This is a genomic window from Ancylobacter sp. IITR112 (assembly GCF_041415945.1).
In the GTDB taxonomy this organism is placed as follows: Bacteria; Pseudomonadota; Alphaproteobacteria; order Rhizobiales; family Xanthobacteraceae; genus Ancylobacter.
The window spans coordinates 3,296,314-3,312,908 of the sequence record NZ_JBGCUS010000001.1 but is presented as its reverse complement, the minus strand read 5'-3'; the positions used below and the strand labels follow the sequence as shown (position 1 = coordinate 3,312,908).

Annotated in this window: 15 protein-coding genes; 2 read left to right on the top strand and 13 right to left on the bottom strand. The window is 68.8% G+C overall.

Translation table 11 applies throughout. The features are described from left to right. Positions 1-3: 3 nt before the first annotated feature. The 4 genes from AAC979_RS15760 to AAC979_RS15745 all read right to left on the bottom strand — a co-directional run bounded on the left by AAC979_RS15760 (position 4) and on the right by AAC979_RS15745 (position 4,327). The gene (locus tag AAC979_RS15760) at positions 4-1,224 is read right to left on the bottom strand and encodes an NAD(P)/FAD-dependent oxidoreductase (protein ID WP_371347815.1); all 1,221 of its coding nucleotides are present in this window, start codon (positions 1,222-1,224) and stop codon (positions 4-6) included. Between the two features lie 8 nt (positions 1,225-1,232). Continuing rightward, positions 1,233-2,030, bottom strand: a complete 798-nt coding sequence (locus AAC979_RS15755; protein ID WP_371347814.1) for an ABC transporter ATP-binding protein — start codon at positions 2,028-2,030, stop codon at positions 1,233-1,235. A gap of 12 nt (positions 2,031-2,042) precedes the next feature. After that, complete coding sequence (gene ntrB / locus AAC979_RS15750) at positions 2,043-2,894, bottom strand: nitrate ABC transporter permease (protein ID WP_371349074.1); 852 nt, start codon at positions 2,892-2,894, stop codon at positions 2,043-2,045. Positions 2,895-3,007: 113 nt separating this feature from the next. Beyond that, positions 3,008-4,327 carry a CmpA/NrtA family ABC transporter substrate-binding protein gene (locus AAC979_RS15745; RefSeq protein WP_371347813.1) on the bottom strand — a complete coding sequence of 440 codons (1,320 nt, stop codon included), beginning with the start codon at positions 4,325-4,327 and terminating at the stop codon, positions 3,008-3,010. On the opposite strand from AAC979_RS15745, the gene AAC979_RS15740 reads away from it, so the two are divergent. Then, a complete protein-coding gene (locus AAC979_RS15740) occupies positions 4,326-4,547 on the top strand; it encodes a hypothetical protein (RefSeq protein WP_371347812.1) in 222 nt (73 codons plus the stop codon). The two genes, AAC979_RS15745 and AAC979_RS15740, sit on opposite strands and share 2 nt — an antisense overlap. 25 nt (positions 4,548-4,572) lie before the next feature. On the opposite strand, the gene AAC979_RS15735 is transcribed toward AAC979_RS15740, so the two are convergent. Further along, a complete protein-coding gene (locus AAC979_RS15735) occupies positions 4,573-5,715 on the bottom strand; it encodes a CmpA/NrtA family ABC transporter substrate-binding protein (RefSeq protein WP_371347811.1) in 1,143 nt (380 codons plus the stop codon). Then, positions 5,712-6,290, bottom strand: coding sequence for an ANTAR domain-containing response regulator (locus tag AAC979_RS15730; protein WP_371347810.1), 579 nt, complete (start codon positions 6,288-6,290; stop codon positions 5,712-5,714). Before AAC979_RS15730 ends, AAC979_RS15735 begins: the two co-directional genes overlap by 4 nt. A 220-nt stretch (positions 6,291-6,510) precedes the next feature. On the opposite strand from AAC979_RS15730, the gene AAC979_RS15725 reads away from it, so the two are divergent. Next, positions 6,511-7,620: a helix-turn-helix transcriptional regulator gene (locus AAC979_RS15725; RefSeq protein ID WP_371347809.1), complete on the top strand. Its 1,110-nt coding sequence runs from the start codon at positions 6,511-6,513 to the stop codon at positions 7,618-7,620. Positions 7,621-7,740: 120 nt separating this feature from the next. On the opposite strand, the gene AAC979_RS15720 is transcribed toward AAC979_RS15725, so the two are convergent. From AAC979_RS15720 to AAC979_RS15690, 7 genes are read right to left on the bottom strand one after another with little or no spacing between them, the layout of a single operon-like run. Next, a complete protein-coding gene (locus AAC979_RS15720) occupies positions 7,741-8,403 on the bottom strand; it encodes an OmpA family protein (protein ID WP_371347808.1) in 663 nt (220 codons plus the stop codon). A 52-nt stretch (positions 8,404-8,455) separates the two neighbouring features. Then, positions 8,456-11,674 (bottom strand): cytochrome c, encoded by a 3,219-nt coding sequence (locus AAC979_RS15715; RefSeq protein ID WP_371347807.1) that lies wholly within the window; start codon positions 11,672-11,674, stop codon positions 8,456-8,458. Between the two features lie 53 nt (positions 11,675-11,727). After that, positions 11,728-12,984, bottom strand: a complete 1,257-nt coding sequence (locus tag AAC979_RS15710) for a ferric reductase-like transmembrane domain-containing protein (protein ID WP_371347806.1) — start codon at positions 12,982-12,984, stop codon at positions 11,728-11,730. A gap of 10 nt (positions 12,985-12,994) precedes the next feature. Beyond that, positions 12,995-13,660, bottom strand: coding sequence for a hypothetical protein (locus AAC979_RS15705; protein WP_371347805.1), 666 nt, complete (start codon positions 13,658-13,660; stop codon positions 12,995-12,997). After that, positions 13,660-14,283: a hypothetical protein gene (locus AAC979_RS15700; protein ID WP_371347804.1), complete on the bottom strand. Its 624-nt coding sequence runs from the start codon at positions 14,281-14,283 to the stop codon at positions 13,660-13,662. Before AAC979_RS15700 ends, AAC979_RS15705 begins: the two co-directional genes overlap by 1 nt. 1 nt (position 14,284) lies before the next feature. Beyond that, on the bottom strand, positions 14,285-14,962 hold the full coding sequence (locus AAC979_RS15695; RefSeq protein WP_371347803.1) for a hypothetical protein: 678 nt from the start codon (positions 14,960-14,962) through the stop codon (positions 14,285-14,287). Positions 14,963-15,007: 45 nt separating this feature from the next. Then, positions 15,008-16,492, bottom strand: coding sequence for a caspase domain-containing protein (locus AAC979_RS15690; RefSeq protein WP_371347802.1), 1,485 nt, complete (start codon positions 16,490-16,492; stop codon positions 15,008-15,010). Positions 16,493-16,595 lie beyond the last annotated feature (103 nt).

Genomic DNA, 16,595 nt, shown 5'->3' with positions numbered 1-16,595 from the left:
TCGTCAGGCCGCCGCGCACAAAGCCGGGCCGAAGATCAGGGTGTCGCGGATGGCGGCGATGTTCTGCCCGCTCTGGATGAGATCGGTGAAGAAGGGCGCATCGGCGGTGTCGCCATAGAGGACCGCGCCGACCAGGCGGTCGCCGCGCGCCACCAGCCGCGTGTAGCGGCCGAGCGCCGGGTCGCGCAGGACGATGTCCTCGCAGTCCGGCCCGCCGGTGAAGTCGCCCGCGGAGAACAGCTCGATCCCCGTCACCTTCAGCCGGGTGGCGGTGGGCGAGGGGGTGTAGCGCGTCTCCGCGCCCGCCAGATGGGCGGCCAGCACGGCGGCCATTTCATAAAGCGGCGCGACGAGGCCGTGGCAGGTGCCGCGATGCTCGGCGCATTCGCCAAGCGCGTAGATGCCGGGGCTGCTGCTGCGCAGCGCATCGTCGACCACGATCCCGCGCGCGACCTCAAGGCCGGCGGCGCGGGCGAGTTCGGTGCGCGGCCGCACGCCGACCGCCAACACGACCAGCTCGGCGTCGAGATGGCGGCCATCGGCCAGATGCACGCCGGTGACGTGATCGGTGCCGGTGATGGCCTGCGTCTCGACGCCGGTGAGGATGGAGAGGCCGCGATTTTCCAGCGCGCCCTGCAGCAGGCGCGCCGCCTCGGCATCGAGCTGGCGCTCCATCAGATGCGGCATGAGATGCAGCACCGTCACCGCCATGCCGCGCCGGGCGAGGCCATGCGCCGCCTCAAGCCCGAGCAGGCCGCCGCCGATCACCACGGCGCGCCGGCCTTCGCCGGCCCTGTCGAGCATGGCGGCGACATCGTCGACCGTGCGGAAGCCGACGACGCCGGGCAGGTCGACACCGGTCAGCGGCGGAACCGCCGGGCTCGACCCGGTGGCGAGCACCAGTCGGTCATAGGGGAATGTCCGCCCGTCGGCGGTGGCCACCCGGCGCGCCGCCACATCGAGGGCGGTGACGGCGACGCCGCTATGGAGACGGACGCCGTGGCGGGCGTACCAGTCATCGGGATGAAGGGCGATATCCTCGGGCGAGCGCTCGCCCGCCAGAACCGGCGAGAGCAGGATGCGGTTATAGGCGGGGCGTGGCTCGGCACCGAGAAGGGTGATGTTGAAGCGGCCGGGCGCGCGCGCCGTCAGTTCCTCGACGAGGCGGGTGGCGGCCATGCCATGACCGACGATGAGAAGGCGCTCGCGCGCGGCGGGGTTCATGACCGTTCTCACGCCGCCTCGACGAAGCGGTGCCGCTCGTAAAGGAACTTCAGCACCGCCGCGCGGCAGCGCAGATAGGTCGGGTCCGCAACCAGGTCGAGGCGGTGGCGGGGACGCTCCAGCGGCACGTCGAGAATGTCGCCGATGCGCGCCGAGGGGCCGTTGGTCATCATCACGATGCGGTCGGAGAGCAGCACGGCCTCGTCGACATCGTGGGTGATCATCATCACCGTGTTGCCGAGGCTGGCGTGGATCTGCATCACCGAGTCCTGCAGATGGGCGCGGGTGAGCGCGTCCAGCGCGCCGAAGGGCTCGTCGAGCAGCAGCACCTTCGGTTCCATGGCGAGGGCGCGGGCGATCCCGACCCGCTGCTTCATGCCGCCGGAAATCTCCGACGGGCGGCGGGTGCGGGCATGGGCCATCTGCACAAGATCGAGATTGTGCATGGTCCAGTCATGGCGCTCGGCGGCGCTCTTGTGCCCGCGGAACACCTTGTCGACCGCGAGGCGCACATTGTCATAGACGGTGAGCCAGGGCAGCAGCGAGTGGTTCTGGAACACCACGGCGCGGTCCGGCCCGGGGGCGTTGACCTCTCTGTTGTCGAGTAGAACGGCCCCCGTGCTCACCGGGGTGAGACCGGCAATGATGTTGAGCAGGGTGGACTTGCCGCAGCCGGAATGGCCAATGATCGAGATGAAGGCGCCACGGTCGACCTTGAGGTCGATGTCGGCGAGCACCTGGGTGGTGCTGCCTGCGCGCGTGAACGACTTGCCGACCTGCTCGATGGAAAGATGGGCGCTGACCATGATGCGGGCTCCTCAGGAGGTGGCGGTGCCGCGGGTGACGAGCACCCCGACCAGCGCGACGGAACGATCCAGGAAGAAGCCGATGATCCCGACATAGATCAGCGCCACGATGATGTCGCTGATCAGCGAAGAGTTCCAGGCATCCCAGATGAAGAAGCCGATTCCCACGCCGCCGATCAGCATTTCCGCAGCGACAATGGCGAGCCACGACAGTCCGATGCCGATGCGAAGGCCGGTGAAGATGTAAGGCGCGGCGGCGGGGATCATGATTTTCACCGCGTATTCAAGCGGATTGAGCCGCAGGACGCGGGCGACGTTGCGATAATCTTCAGGAATGTTGCGGATGCCGACGGCGGTGTTGATGACGATCGGCCAGATCGCCGTGATGAAGATGACGAAGATCGCCGAGGGCTCCCCGCTTTTGAACGCCGCCAGCGCCAGCGGCAGCCAGGCGAGAGGGGGCACGGTGCGCAGCACCTGGAACAGCGGATCGAGGCTGCGCATCGCCCATTGCGACTGGCCGATCAGCGTGCCCACCGCGACACCGCCAATGGCGGCCAGCGAATAGCCGAGCAGCACGCGCTGGAGGCTGGCCAGAAGATGCCAGAACAGGCCCTTGTCGAGACCGCCGCGATCGTAGAACGGATCGGTGATCAACTCCCAGGTGTCGGCCAGCACGCGCGAGGGGGGCGGCAGCGCGGCGTCGGGGCCGGCGCAGAGCAGTTCCCAGATTCCGAGCAGCACGACCAGCGGGACGAGCGGCGGGACGAGCTTTCCCGCCACCGCGCGCCCCACCGTCAGAACCCGGGCGCGCCACGGCGTCGCCCGCGCCGCGGCGACGGGCAGAACCTTCACGGGGGCCAGGACGGCGACATTGCCGTCGCTGGCGGGAAAGCTGTCCCGCGCCGCAAGGCTGTCTCGGGCCGGGGCACTCTCTCGGGCGGTAGCGATCATGACCGGTCTCCTGCGGTGCGGGCTCAGGCGTCGACGCGCTTGATCGTGAGGCTGGCCAGGTAGTCGCCGGGCTTGGCGGGATCGAACACCTTGCCGTCGAAGAAGGTCTCGACCCCCCGCGAGGTGGAGGCCGGAATGTCCTTCACGCCGATCTGGACGGCGGCTTCCTTCCACAGATCCTGCCGGTTCACCTTGCCGACCATCGCCTGGATGTCGGTCTCCGGCGGCAGCTTGCCCCAGCGTATATCCTCGGTAAGGAACCAGAGTTCATGGCTCTGGTAGGGATAGGAGGCGTGGTCGCGCCAGAATTTCATGAAATGCGGGCTGTCCGGCACGAGCCGCCCATTACCGTAATTGTAATTGCCCTTGATGCGCTGGATGATGTCTTTCTTCGGAACGTTGAACCAGGCGCGCTTGCCGATGATCTCGGCCATCTGTTCCTTGTTCGCCATGTCGTCGCACCATTGCTGGGCTTCCATCACGGCCATCAGCAGAGCCTGCGTCGCCTTCGGATTGGCGTCCACCCAGTCCGCGCGCATGGCGAAGCTCTTCTCGGGATGCAGCCCCCACAGCTCCGCCGTGTTGCAGGCGGTGAAGCCGATGCCCTGGTTGACCAGTTGCTCGTTCCAGGGCTCGCCGACGCAGAAGGCGTCCATGGTGCCGACCTTCATGTTGGCCACCATCTGCGCCGGCGGCACGACGATGGTTTCGACATCCTGGTCGGGATCAATGCCGGCGGCGGCGAGCCAGTAGCGCATCCAGAGATCGTGCGTCCCGCCGGGGAAGGTGACGGCGACCTTGGCCGACTGGCCGGCGGCCTTCTTCTTGGCGAAGGGCTCCTTGAGCGGGCGCGCATCCACATTGACGCCCGAGCCCGCATACTCCTTGGCGACCGAGATGGCCTGCGCATCGAGATTGAGCCGGGCGAGAATGTACATCGGCAGCGGGACGTTGTTCTGCGTCACCTTGCCGGCCGAGATGAGATAGGGCATCGGCGTCAGGATATGCGCGCCGTCAATGCCCGAGCCGCTGGAGCCGAGCACGAGATTGTCGCGGGTGGTGCCCCAGCTCGCCTGCTTGTTCACCTCGACATCGGGCATGCCATATTTGGCGAAAAGCCCGTTCTCCTTGGCGATGATGAGCGGCGCGGCATCGGTCAGCGCGATGTAGCCGAGCACGGCCCGCGTGGTTTCCGGTCCCGCCGCCTCGGCTATGTGCGCCCCGAACGGGAAGGCGGTCTTCGCCGCCGCCAGCACGGCGGTCGCCGATGCCGCCCGCAGGAGTCCACGCCGCGAAATGCCACCACGGGCGGAGATGCCGTTCGATTTTCTGGAACCTGTCATGTCGCTCACCTTTGGTGCAAACAAAAAAGCCGCTGCGTTCCCGGTCATCATGACCTGGCTCACAGCGGCGTTGCTTATGGATGCACCCTTCATTGGGCGCAGAAGGTGTCACCCGCATCATGGGGTGACGGAAAGTCTCGGTCAGATCGTCCGCTCTTGGCAGGACTACAACCTGATCATCAGTTTTGAAGCGGTCTCAACTTTGCGCAAGAGCATTTAATGGGCGACCTTTGCTCAACGAATGATCAACGGTCGATTTCTGCGAGATAGGCCGGCAGGTCATTGGGGTCGAAAGCCGGGCCGGAAAAGGCACCTATGCCGTCGCATGTGCCGGGTTCTGCCATGCTGTCGCGGGCAATATCGTGTATTCCAGGGTCATAGCAGGCCCTTGCGGCGAGGCGCCCGGCCTCGTCCAGCCGGGCCTGACCCCAGCGCACCATCTGCGCGTAGAGCCAGAGCGCCTGCCGGACATCCGGACGCGCTGCCGCACTTTCGAGCACCATGTAGCGCGAATACTCGCGTACGGAGCCTTGCGCGTCGATGCGGATACGCCCTTCCAGCGAACGCAGGATCAGATCGGCCCCGACATTGAGCCGATCCGGCGCCGCCAGCAAATGGGCGAGTGCCATCCGATTCTCCGGCGCGGCGCACCAGGCGGTGGCGCGGATGAGGGCGCGGGTCAGCGCCAGCGCGCCGTCGCGATTTTCCGTCACGAAGCTGGCGCGCGTGGCCAGCACCTTCTCCGGGCTGTGCGCGACGATGTCCGAGCCGAAATGCAGGATGCGGCCCATGCCCACCTCCACCGCGACGCTGGGCCAGGGGGCGCCGACGCAGAAGCCGTGGACATGCCCGTTCGACAGCGCGTCGACCATGTAGGGCGGGGGCATGACGATGAGGCGGACATCGCGGTCGGGATTGATGCCGGAAGCCGCCATCCAGTAGCGCAGCAGGTAGTTGTGCGGGGAGAAGGGAAAGGTCATGGCGAAAACGAGCTGGTCGTCGCCCCGCGCGGCACGGGCGGCCACCAGCCGCTTCAGCGCGGCGCCGGAGACGAGCGGATCGCCAATCGACTCGCCCCCCGCCTCCTCCTCCAGCGCGCGGAAGGTCTCGTTGCCCAGAAGGAAGGAACTGCCGTTCTGGTTCAGCGCCACAAGGATGGAGAGCGGCACGCGGGGGTAGTCGAGACCGAGGCTGATGGCGATCGCCAGCGGCGCCAAGATGTGGGCCGCCTCGAAATGGCCGAGCGAGAGCTTGTCCCGCACATTCGACCAGGACACTTCGCGCACCAGTTCGAGTTCGATCCCCTCGGCGGCGGCAAAGCCCTGATCGGCGGCCGCCACCAGCACCGCCGCATCGACCAGCGGAATGAAGCCGGCGCGGATTCTCATTTGAGCAGCTCCGACGCGGTGATGACGGACTGGGCGATCTCCGCCACTTTCTTCTGGTCCTTCATCGCCTTGGACCGCAGAAGATTATAGGCGTCTTCCTCGTTCATGCCGCGTGCGCGCATCAATATGCCCTTCGCCCGGTCGATCAGCTTGCGCTCGGCGAGGGTGGTGCGGGCAATCTCAAGCTCCCGGCGCAGCCGCTCGAATTCCTGGAAACGCATCACCGCGACATCGAGCACCGTCCTGACCCGCTGGGGCTGCAGCCCGTCGACGACATAGGCGCTCACCCCCGCGCTCACGGCGGTGCGCATCGCCTCGGTGTCGCTCTGGTCGACGAACATCACGATCGGCCGGGCGATCTCGCGATTGGCGATGCGCAATTGTTCGATCGTGTCGCGATCGGGCAGGTCGAGCGCGACGATCAGCACATCCGGCGCGGACTGCCGCAGCAGCGGCAGCAATTGGGCGGAGCCGACGGCGGCGATCCGCACCTCCACATCCGGCTCAGCCCGCAAGGCGGCCTCGACGATTTCGGCTCTCTTGTTGTTCTGGTCGATCACCAAGACGCGCAGCACTATCCACCCTCGTTTTCCCCACTGATCAGCAATTTGCAGGCCAGCGGATCGCGAGGGCGCGCGAGCATACGTGACAATATTTGTGCCTAATTCGACACTGGCTCGGCCCGGGCGGCGGCTTCGGGCAGGCTCAGGGGAGGCTTTGGGGGAGGCTTGGCGGCGGCTTGACCTCACGGCCCGAACGCACCCATCGTGCGCCGCGGGCAGAAGGGGGCGCGGGGTGTTGGACGCAGAGGAATATGCTGAGGTCGCCGGCGCGATCTACGAGGCGGCGGCGATCCCGGAAATGTGGTCCGCGGCCATCGGCCAGCTCAGCCGGCTGGGCGGCTGTTTCGGCGGGTCGATCTTCAGCCATAATGAGAGCGGGACCAACTGGGTGGCGTCCGAGCCGATCGCGCCGCTGGTGCAGCAGTTCCTGCGCGATGGCTGGATGGAGCGCAATGACCGGCTGGCTGGGCTGCTCGGCCGGCCGCATGCCGGCTTCCTGACCGATCTCGACGTGTTCACCCTTTCCCAGATCGAGGCGATGCCGGTCTATCGCGACGCGCTCCGGCCCGCCGGCTTCGGCTGGGGCGCCGCCACCATTGTGAGATCGCCCACCGGGGACGCGATCGTCGTCTCGCTGGAGCGGCGCTGGAACGACGGGCCTGTCGCGCCGCAGGAGGTGAGGGTGCTCGACAGCCTGCGTCCGCATCTCGCGCGGGCGGCGCTGCTGGGGGCGCGGCTGGGGCTGCAGCGCATGCAGGGAATGCTGGATGCGCTCGCCGGCATCGGCCTGCCGGGGGCGGTGGTGACGCCGCAGGGCCGGCTGGTGGGCAGCAACGCCGATTTCGACCGGCTGGGCGGGCAGATCACGACGCGGCTGCGCGAGCGTCTCGTCCTGACCGATGAGCACGCCAACCGTCTGCTCCAAGTGGCGCTGCAGGATCTGGCGAGCGACCGGCCGGGACAGGTGGGGTCGCTGCCGGTCCCCGCGAGCGGCGAGGGCGCGCCCTGCCTGATCCACGTCATTCCCATCCGTCGCCAGGCGCATGACATTTTCGGCCAGGCCGGCGCGCTGCTGGTGGTGGCGCGGGCGGCGCGGCCGGATGTCCCCGAGGGGCTGCTGAGCGGTCTCTACGACCTGACGCCGAGCGAGGCCGCCGTGGCCGCCCGGCTGATCGAGGGGCTGACCATCGCCGGGATCGCCAGCCACCATGGCAGCGCAGTGGAGACGGTCCGCTCGCATGTGAAGAAGATCCTGCAGAAGACCGGCTTCGCCTCGCAGGTCGATCTCGTGCGCACTCTTGCTCCGATCATGTCGCTGCGCCCGCACCCGGGCGAGGGGTGAGGCGCGGCGGATCCGGCTCCAGATCATCCCACGGTTTCACGGAGACGGTGAATTGATCCATTTCGTTGTTTTGTCGCGTTTTCTTCACGCGGGCCGGCATCCTCTTCGCTCGAAACGGCTCTAATACAGGTTGATCACTTCGACGCGGCGATTCTCCCCGGCCGCGGGTCGGGCGGGGTTCTTCAGCCGGCTCTCGCCGAATCCGACCGCGATCAGCCGCTCCGGCGCGATGCCGTGAACCGCGATGAGATAGTCGCGAACCGCCTCGGCGCGACGTTCCGACAGCTCCAGATTATAGCGCTCGCTGCCCACCGCATCGGTGTGCCCGTTCAGCGCGATACGGGTATCGACGAGCGAATCCGCCAGCAGCGCCACGCCGAGCGCATCGAGATCGGCGCGGGACGGCGCGGCGAGGACGGCGGAATTATAGGCGAAGCCGATCTCGATATCGAGGCGCGGCAGATCGTTGCGCTGCACGATCTCGACCAGCTTCTCCTTCATCTCGACCCGCAGGCCGCGCGAGGGCAAGCGCCGGAGATAGGCCGCGTCGCCCGCCGGCAGCACCGAAGCCGCAGCGGGCGGCGCCGGCGCGCCAAGCGAACGGGAGGCGGGGCGCGGACGGTCGGCGGGCGCCGGTGCCAGCGCCCGCACGATCGCCTCGCTCGTCAGCCCCTCGCCCCGGGACTCGACGGGGGCAAACGCCACGGCGACCGCCAGCAGCAGCGCGGCCGAGCCGACGCGCGAGAGAAGAGCGGTGGACGTTCGCGGGGCAGGCGGCATCATGGCGGGCGTTCCGTTCCGGGGTGAGTGCAGGGGCCGACAGCGCGACATCGCGTCAGTCCCGGATGCTGAAGGAGAGCATGTTGATGGCGGCGCGGCCCTTGCGCTGCGGCGCTGCGGCGGCCTGCGCCTTCTGGCGCTCCACCAGCTTGATGGCGAGGCCGCGCGAAGGGGGCGCGCCCGAGGCGGCGATCAGGGCGCGGGCGCGGGCCGCGTCCAGCCGCTCCGCGCCCAGCCCGCCCTCGCGGCAGAAGGCCAGCAGCGTCTCATTATAGGCCGGCGTGTCGAACACCAGGTCGCCGACGCCCTCCTGCGGGATGCGCCGCGGCCGGCCCGGCTCCAGGAACGGCGCCCCGATCATCTCCTGCGGGATGACCTCCACCTCGCCGGTGGCCTCGACATAGAGCAGTTGCAGCTCGCAGCGGCGATTGGCCGTCACATCGAAGCGCAGTTTCTCGTTCACCCGCACCGTGGTGCGCGGCACCCGCACGCTGAGCTCCAGCTTGCCGCCGCTGCCCTCGGGCCGATAGGCGTCATCGCGATAATCGGCATCCTTGTAGTCCGGCAGGGCGACGGGCGCCGGCGCGTCGGCCCCCTCGGCCGGTTGCCTCAGCGGCTCGATGTCGTGCAGCGCCTGCATCAGCGTGCCGTAGTGCCGGTCGACCTCGAAGCGGGGCACTTTCACACCGGCCTTGAGCTGGGTGAGCCAGTCAATGGCCAGAGTGCGGACGCTCTCCTCGCGCACACGCAGTACCGCCTTTTCCAGCTCCTCCGGCAGCAGGTCGAACTCGGCGGCGAGCTGGTCCTCGTCGAGATTGGCCTCGTACTGGTCGGCGAACCAGGTGGCGAGCTCCTGCTCGGCCGGGCCGCGCCGGCTCTTGAGCGAGCCGTCCGGCGCCTTCTCGGCCGCACCGATGCGCTCAAGCGCGGCGATGAAGGCGGCGCGATCCTGGGCATAGAGCCGGTCAAGCTCGATCTGGTCGACATACAGGGCCAGCAGCAGCTCCTGCTGCGGCCGGGAGAAGGCGACCGAACTGGCGAGATGGGCCCGCAACTGGTCGCGCTTGGCGATGATGCCGTCGGAATGGCAGTCCATGCAGGAGCGCCCGTTGACGATGTCGATGCCTTTGCCGATCGGGCGCTGGCGGAACGAGACCACCTCGGTCGGCCCGCGGTCGATGCGGTCGCCCTTGCCGGTGGAGAGATAATAGCCCTGCAGGCCGTTCGGCAGCGAGAAGATCATCTCCCCGCCATCATGCTCGAAGGCCGCGAGACCCGCGGCCAGCGGCGCCGCATCCGGCGGGCCATGCGGGTGCGAGCGCAGGTTCTGCGTGTCGCGGCTGCCGGCGAAATCGTAGGACTTCCAGTAATAGCCGCCATGCGGGAGGTCGTGCCGTTCCAGCAGCCGGTTATGGTCGGACACGCCGGACGAGCCCTCGAGAAAAGCGGCGCGCGCAACCTTCCTGTCGCGGATATTGGCGTTCACATCGACGCCGATGCGCTGTTCCAGCGCGCCGATATGGGCGGGCAGGGCGAGCAGGAGATGATAATTCTCCGGGCGCGAGGCATTGGCCATGAACCAGTCGGCGCGGATCAGCGGAATGTCGGTGCCGGTCCCGTGCGTCAGTCCCGCGAGGGCGGGATCGCGCCGCGCGCTGCGGGCAAAGGGATAGGCCGCCAGCAGCCTTTCCCATTGCGCCGCTGTCCATTTGCTGTCGCGCAGGTCGATCCGCAGCAGCAGGTCGCGGCTGCCCGCCACGGCGGGCGGCGTCACCAGCTGCGGGCCGAGCGAGACGGAATTGTAAAGCTTGCGGAAGCTCGCCTGGAACAGGTCGAGCCGGCGCGCGAAGACCCGCGCATCCTCGCAGGGGGCGACGCCATTATGAAGAGTATGGAAGCTGACATAGCGGATGAACCGCCGGTCCTCGGCCGGCAGGCTTTCGAGATCGGCGAGGGCGGCACGCTGCATCGCCTCGGTGGTCACGAGGTCGCGCTGGCGCGCCGGCCTTTGCGGCGGCGCGGCGGGCGCGGGGGTGGAAAGCTGGTCGATCCAGGCGCCCAGCGCCTCCAATTCCTCGGCGCTGGGCTTGGTGCCATAGGGCATGCGGCCGCTGGAGATGGAGGTGAACAACAGCGAGGCGCCGCGATTGCCGGGGGTGACGAAGGCGGGATTGGCGGCGATGGCGGCGAGGTCGCCGGCGGGAAAGCTGCCCTGCGCGCTTTCGCCGGGGCCATGGCAGTTGCGGCAGTAGCGCCCGACCACGTCGTCGGCCTTCGCCGCCAGCTCATTGAGCGCGATCGCCGGCGGGGCAGCGGCCGAACAGCTCGGCTCCAGCCTCTTCTCCGGCGCGTTCGGCGTGATGTCGGTGTCGGTGAGATAGGCCAGCATGGCGAGCCGGTCCGCTTCCGGCAGGCGCGCCAGCCCGGCCAGCCATTGGCGCTTCAGCGGCGAGGCGACCGGCGCGCCGGAGGGCTTTTGCGCCTCCTCGATATAGGTGCGGAAGGCATCGCCCTGGGCGAAGACCGCCATCTGGGCGGGGGTGATCGGCGGCGCGGCCTCGCCGCTCAGTCCCTTCTCGCCCTCGAACCGCCGGGCCTTGTCGAGCCCATAGGTCAGGGTGCGCGGCGTGTGGCATTCGCCGCAGGCGCCCACCGCCTCGACCAGATAGCGCCCGCGACTGCGTTGCGAACCGTCCCCGGGCTGAAAGGCCGGCGTGTCGAAATTGCCGCGCTGCCACAGCGCGAGGGTGGCGTCGAGATTATAGGGAAAGCCGACCACATGGCGGGGGGCGGCGGTGTCCGACGCCGGCAAGGTGGCGATATAGGCCTTGATGTCGAGAACGTCCTCCGGCTTCATCCCGGCATAGGCGGCATAGGGAAAGACCGGATAATAGTGCCGCCCGTCCGGGGCGATGCCGTTGATCACGGCGTTGAGATAGTCCGCATTGCTGAAGCCGCCGGCGCCCTTGGCGTGGTCCGTGATGTTCGGGACGTAGAAGCTGCCGATGAAGGTGTCGAGCCTGCGCCCGCCGGCGAGAAGCCGGCCGTTCTCGCCCGAGGCATGGCAGGCGACGCAGCCTGCGGCGTGGGCCAGCACCTCGCCATTGGCGACATCCGGCGCATAGGTGGCGAAGGCGTCCGGCTTGAACGGCTCGCGTGCCTCGGCACGCCCGGCCGCGAATGTGAGCCCCGCCACGGTCAGCGCGATGCACGCCCGCACCCCTCGCGCCCGCCGCGCGGCGCTGCCCCGGCTGCGTCCGCCGCTTCCGCTCATCGCCTCTGCTCCCCTGTCCTGCGCAAGGCCGGCCGCCGGCTCATGGTGCGCCCTCACCTGAAGTCGAACCGTTCAAACACCACGCGCGCCGGCGCCTGGCCCTGACGGGCGAGGTCCTTCACCAGGGCCTCGCGCAGGGCGGAGGGGCCGCAGAACCACAGTTCCGCCCCCGCCGGCTCGAAGGCGCAGGCGCGGATGATGCCCGCCGCGTCGAGACGCCCCGCCTGGGCCGAGGGGTGCAGGGTGAAGGCGAAGCCGGGCCTTGCCCGCGCGACCGCCTCCAGCCGGGCGCGCTCGATGGCTTCCTCCGGCTGGCGCACGCAATGGAACAGGTGAACCTGCCGGCCCGGCGTCGCCAGCGCGCCGTCCAGCGCGGCGAGGAAGGGGGTGATGCCGATGCCGCCGGCGATCCATATCTGCCGGGCGCCGCCCTGCGCGGGGTCGAAGCGGCCATAGCCTCCCTCGGCGATCATGGCGTCGCCCACTTCCAGCGTGTCGCGCAGGCGGCGGGTGAAATCGCCCAGCGGCTTGATGGCGAAGCGCAGTTCGCCCCCGGCGGCGGCCGCGCCGGCAATGGTGAACGGGTGCGGCTCGCCCAGCCCGGCGCGGGCGAAGCGGATGAAGGCGAACTGGCCGGGCCGGGCGCGCAGGCCGCCGCGCTCGGGCCGGGCGGTGACGAGGGTCGCTCCCGGCTCGCGGCGGATGTCGCTGACACGGTAGCGATGGCCGCGCAGCAGGGGGCGGAACTGGGTGAGCGCGAAGCTGACAAGGCCGATCGCCGCCAGCAGATTGAGATAGACCGCCAGCAGCGCCGCGCTGTCGAAGGGACGCTTGATGAACGCCTGATGCAGCGCCGCCAGCAGGAACACGGCGCCGAACAGGCGATGCGACTGGCGCCACAGCCCGTAGGGCAGCTCCCAGCGGGTGAATGGCAGCCGCTTGACCAGCGACAGTGCCGCGAGCAGCAGCAGGGCATAGAAGGCATATTCGCCGAGCGTGCGGGCGAGCCGGTTCAGGCCGGAGGAGAGCGTCACCCCCTGGAAATTCGGCGCGACGAGATCATGGACGAGCACGAGCACGACGATGGTGATGCCGAGCATGCGATGCACCCGGTAGATGCGGTCGAGCCCGTGGAACAGCGGCTCAAGCAGGCGCGGCCGGGTCGCCAGCAGGCAATTGGTCGCCATGGCGGCGAAGGCCGCCGAGGAGGCGGACAGCGACAGCCAGGTGGCGCCACCGGCGTGGCTTGTCGCCGGAACAGCCAGCAGGACGGCCAGAAAAGCGGGAAGGAGCGCGATCAGGCTGCTCATGAGCGGGGCATCAATAGGTCTGCTTTCCCTGCAGCCGCGTGCAGGACGCTGACCGCGCGAGGGCGGTGGCCGATTGCGTGATGTCGTAGGCTGGCTGCCGGACGACGATCTTCATGGCCCCGGAGAGCAGGCGGACCGTGCAGCCGCCGCCATCGACCGCCACGCGAAGCGCATAGTCGTAGGAACCCTGCGCGTTCGTCGCCACCTCGCCGGCATATTTGAACCGGAAGACGAAGCCCCCGGCTTCCGGCGCATAGGACAGGCAGAAATTCACCGCCTGCGCCGTCGGCTGGCCGGGGCTGCCGAGCGTCGCCTTCTTGCAGCGATAGGCCCCCCGCCCGGCGATGAAAGCGGCCTGGCGGGTGGCAACGCCGCCGGCCATCACGTCCTGGGTGGTGAAGTGCGGCACGCTGACGAGCATCTGGTCCTTCACCATGAACAGCCGCAGCCCGATGCCCGCCTCGATCGTCACCGGCGGGTAGAAGGCCGCGTCGGCGGCCGGCATGCCGGAGGCGCGGGTCGGCCAGCCGACCATGACCCTCAGGTCGAGCGTGGTGTCGGCCGGGATCGGCGCCGCCAGCGCGGGGCTGGCCAGGGCGGGGCTCGCCAGGGCGGAGACCGCGAGGATGGCGCGGGCGGCGCGGCGGGGCGCGACGGTGAGGCGGGGCGCCCGCATCAGAATGGCCTCTTGCCCTGGAGAAGCCGGCAGGAGCCGCTGGCCAGCTTGCCGACGCCGCTGCTCCCCGAGGCTCGCCCGACCGGCACCGGGACGTTCTTGCTTTCGGAGGTGTAGCTGATGAGTTCGACGCGACAGCTCTCGCCGGAGACCGTCAGCCGGAATTGCGTCGAGGACTCGAACAGCGCCACCATGCTCCAGGACTCGTTGCGCAGCTTGAGGTCGATCCCGTTCGGACGTGCATGATACTGGGCGCACACCTCATCCGGGTCGCCGGCGCTGCGGAACTCGACGCAGCGGTACGTGTCCGCCGTGGCGGCGACGGCGTCCTTGGTGATCTGCCGCCCGTCGAGCTTGACGGGATAAGTGAAGTCGGGACGACTGACGACCACCTGCTCGCCGACGCGAAAGACCCGCAGCTTCCGGTCGAGCGCAAAGGTTTCACGCCGTGTGACGCGGCGCTTCTTGCCCTGGGTTTCCCAGCCTTCGCGCGTGACCTCGATCTGCGCCTCGACATCCAGCGTCCAGCCGTCCGGCAGCCCGGCGGCGGCGAGTGCCGTGGGCATCAACAGGGCGCTGGCGCAGGCCAGGAGCGGCAGCCGGCAAAGCGTGCGCGCGGCCATGTCAGAACGCCTTCCGGCCGGCGATGAGGGTGCAGGAGCCGCCGGCCGGCCGGCCGCTGGCCACCTGCCGCTCCGCCTTGCGCGAAGGGTCGTAGTCGATCTCCTCCGTGGTGTCCGACTGGGCGCCGGCGAGCGAGGCGCTGCAGCCCTTGCCCGTGAGATCGAGGCGCACCGTGTATTCATAGGCGCCGGTCATGCCGGGATCGAAGGTGCCGCGATAGCCATAGGTCAGCAGCAGGCTTCCCGGCTCCTCGCGATAGGACACGCAATAATCGCCTTTCGCGCCGCCTTCGAGGATGACCGAGGTGCAGCGCGGGCGCCCGCGCCCGGCGAGAAGGGCGTTCTTCGTCACCGACGTGTCGCCGACGAACACGGTGCCGCCGGCGAAGTCCGGCTGGCTGAACACCAGCTGGTCCTTCACCTTGAACACCCGCAGCCGCAGCGTCTCCGGCCGGTCATGGGTCTTGGTCGACTTGAAGCCGAATGTCGGCGTGGTCGTCGTCTTCACCTGCCAGACCATCCGCACCGTCGCCTCGATGGTCTTGCCGGCCGGCAGGCCCTGGGCGGCGGCGGGGGCTGCCGCCATCAGCCCGCCGGCGACCAGCGGCACGAGTGCCGCTCCGGTGCAGGAGGCGAGCAACCTCCCCGCCCTCGTCCGTTCCCGTGCGATATGTGCCACCACCCCGTCTCCCTCTTCGCCTCTCCCGCCGCGCCCCATGCGGCGTTACTCGCAGATCACTTCGTCGATGAGCGTCCAGCAATTGCGCGCCGCCTTGGGCCTTCCGGCCGGTTTCGGGCGGCTCGCGGTCTTGGCCGGCGTGAAACAGACGCCCTTGCCGGAGAGCTGCTGCCCCGCCGGGCAGGTCTTGGCGATGCAGACGCCGTTCCGTTCCTCTTCGAGGATCGAACAGGTGGTGGGGCAGAGCTTCCCGTCCAGGTTGCGCATGTCATCGAGAAGGCCGGCCGGATCGACCTTCTCGCTGGGCAGTTCCAGCGGATAAAAACTGCGCAGCCGCGCCAGCCCCTCTTCGCTTCGGCGCCCCCATTTGCCATCGGGTTCGCCAACCCAGCAGCCGAGCCGGTTGAGTTCGCGCTGCAGCCCGGCATAGAGCGCGCCGCCGGACGCCAGGTCGGGCGCCGTGTCGGGCATCGGATCGGGCGTCGCGTCTGTCATGGTGTCCGGCGTCGCGTCGGGCGGCGGCGGAGGGTCGGCCTCGGCCGGGGTCAGGGCGGCGAGAATCTGCGGCTTCGCCGCGGGCGAAGCTGAGGCGGGTGAAGACGAGGCGGGTGAAGACGGGGCGGGTGTTTTGGCTCCCGACACGTCGTCGAGACGCATCCGCGCGACGTCGGCGAAGACGCTGTCGGGATAGGCGAGGATGAAGCCCTGGAGCGCGTCGGCATCGGTGCTCTCACGCAGTTCGGCCCAGGCGGTGGCTTCGGCGCTGAGCTGATGATGCAGCGGCGTTGCGGCCATCGCGGCCGGCTGGAAATAGAAATCGTCCCGAAGCGAGGATTCCACCCACGGCACCTGCTCGCCGGCCGTGGCGTTCTCGACATCCACCAGCACGCGCTTGAACACCTGCTCGATGGTCAGTCCCTTCGCCTGCATCGCCTTGCTGAGCGCCGTCGTGTAGGGCGAGTTGTCGCCTTCGCCGTCGCTGGCCACCTGGCCCGGCGCGGCCGAAAAGGCCACGATGGCGCCGCCGGTGGCGGAGACGCGCGCAAGCCCACGTGTGGCCGAGCGTGTCTTGCCGGCAAAGGGATTATTGCGGCAGGCGTCGAGGATGATGATGCTGGTTGCATTGCCGGCGTCGCGCATCTGCGACAGCACGCTGTCGGCCGGCAGCGCCTCGACTTCGAGGTCGGATTCGGTGTCGATGCTGGCGGAGACCGGCACCATGTAATTGACGCCGCGCGCCTGCACGCCATGGCCGGCATAGTAGAACAGGCCGACCGCGTCCGCCCCGGCATCGCGCAGCTTGCCGCCGAAGGCGCGCACCGCCCGCGCCATCGCGGCACGGTCGACATCGAGCGCTTCGACCACATCGAAATCGAGCTGGCGCAGCGTGGCCGCCATCAGGGCGGCATCATTGCGGGCGTTCTTCAGCGACGAGATCTTGGCGTAACTGCTGTTGCCGATCACGAGTGCGATGCGCTTCCCCGCCCAGGCGCTGTGGGGAAGCGCGATCATGACCGCCAGAAATGCCATCCTTATCCAGATCACCTGAGGGGCTCATTTCCCGGTGCGGTTGACGGAGCCGGTGTTGTTCCGACGCGAAACGAAGTCGCCACGCCTTTCCCCGCCGAACGGA

Excerpts from the sequence above, each read along its gene's own strand:
- AAC979_RS15740 (WP_371347812.1), top strand. The coding sequence starts at position 4,326 with ATGTCGCTCACCTTTGGTGCAAACAAAAAAGCCGCTGCGTTCCCGGTC.
- AAC979_RS15760 (WP_371347815.1), bottom strand. The coding sequence starts at position 1,224 with ATGAACCCCGCCGCGCGCGAGCGCCTTCTCATCGTCGGTCATGGCATG.
- AAC979_RS15720 (WP_371347808.1), bottom strand. The coding sequence starts at position 8,403 with ATGATGCCGCCTGCCCCGCGAACGTCCACCGCTCTTCTCTCGCGCGTC.
- AAC979_RS15700 (WP_371347804.1), bottom strand. The coding sequence starts at position 14,283 with ATGGCCGCGCGCACGCTTTGCCGGCTGCCGCTCCTGGCCTGCGCCAGC.
- AAC979_RS15735 (WP_371347811.1), bottom strand. The coding sequence starts at position 5,715 with ATGAGAATCCGCGCCGGCTTCATTCCGCTGGTCGATGCGGCGGTGCTG.
- AAC979_RS15755 (WP_371347814.1), bottom strand. The coding sequence starts at position 2,030 with ATGGTCAGCGCCCATCTTTCCATCGAGCAGGTCGGCAAGTCGTTCACG.
- AAC979_RS15710 (WP_371347806.1), bottom strand. The coding sequence starts at position 12,984 with ATGAGCAGCCTGATCGCGCTCCTTCCCGCTTTTCTGGCCGTCCTGCTG.
- AAC979_RS15745 (WP_371347813.1), bottom strand. The coding sequence starts at position 4,327 with ATGACAGGTTCCAGAAAATCGAACGGCATCTCCGCCCGTGGTGGCATT.
- AAC979_RS15705 (WP_371347805.1), bottom strand. The coding sequence starts at position 13,660 with ATGCGGGCGCCCCGCCTCACCGTCGCGCCCCGCCGCGCCGCCCGCGCC.
- AAC979_RS15715 (WP_371347807.1), bottom strand. The coding sequence starts at position 11,674 with ATGAGCGGAAGCGGCGGACGCAGCCGGGGCAGCGCCGCGCGGCGGGCG.
- AAC979_RS15690 (WP_371347802.1), bottom strand. The coding sequence starts at position 16,492 with ATGGCATTTCTGGCGGTCATGATCGCGCTTCCCCACAGCGCCTGGGCG.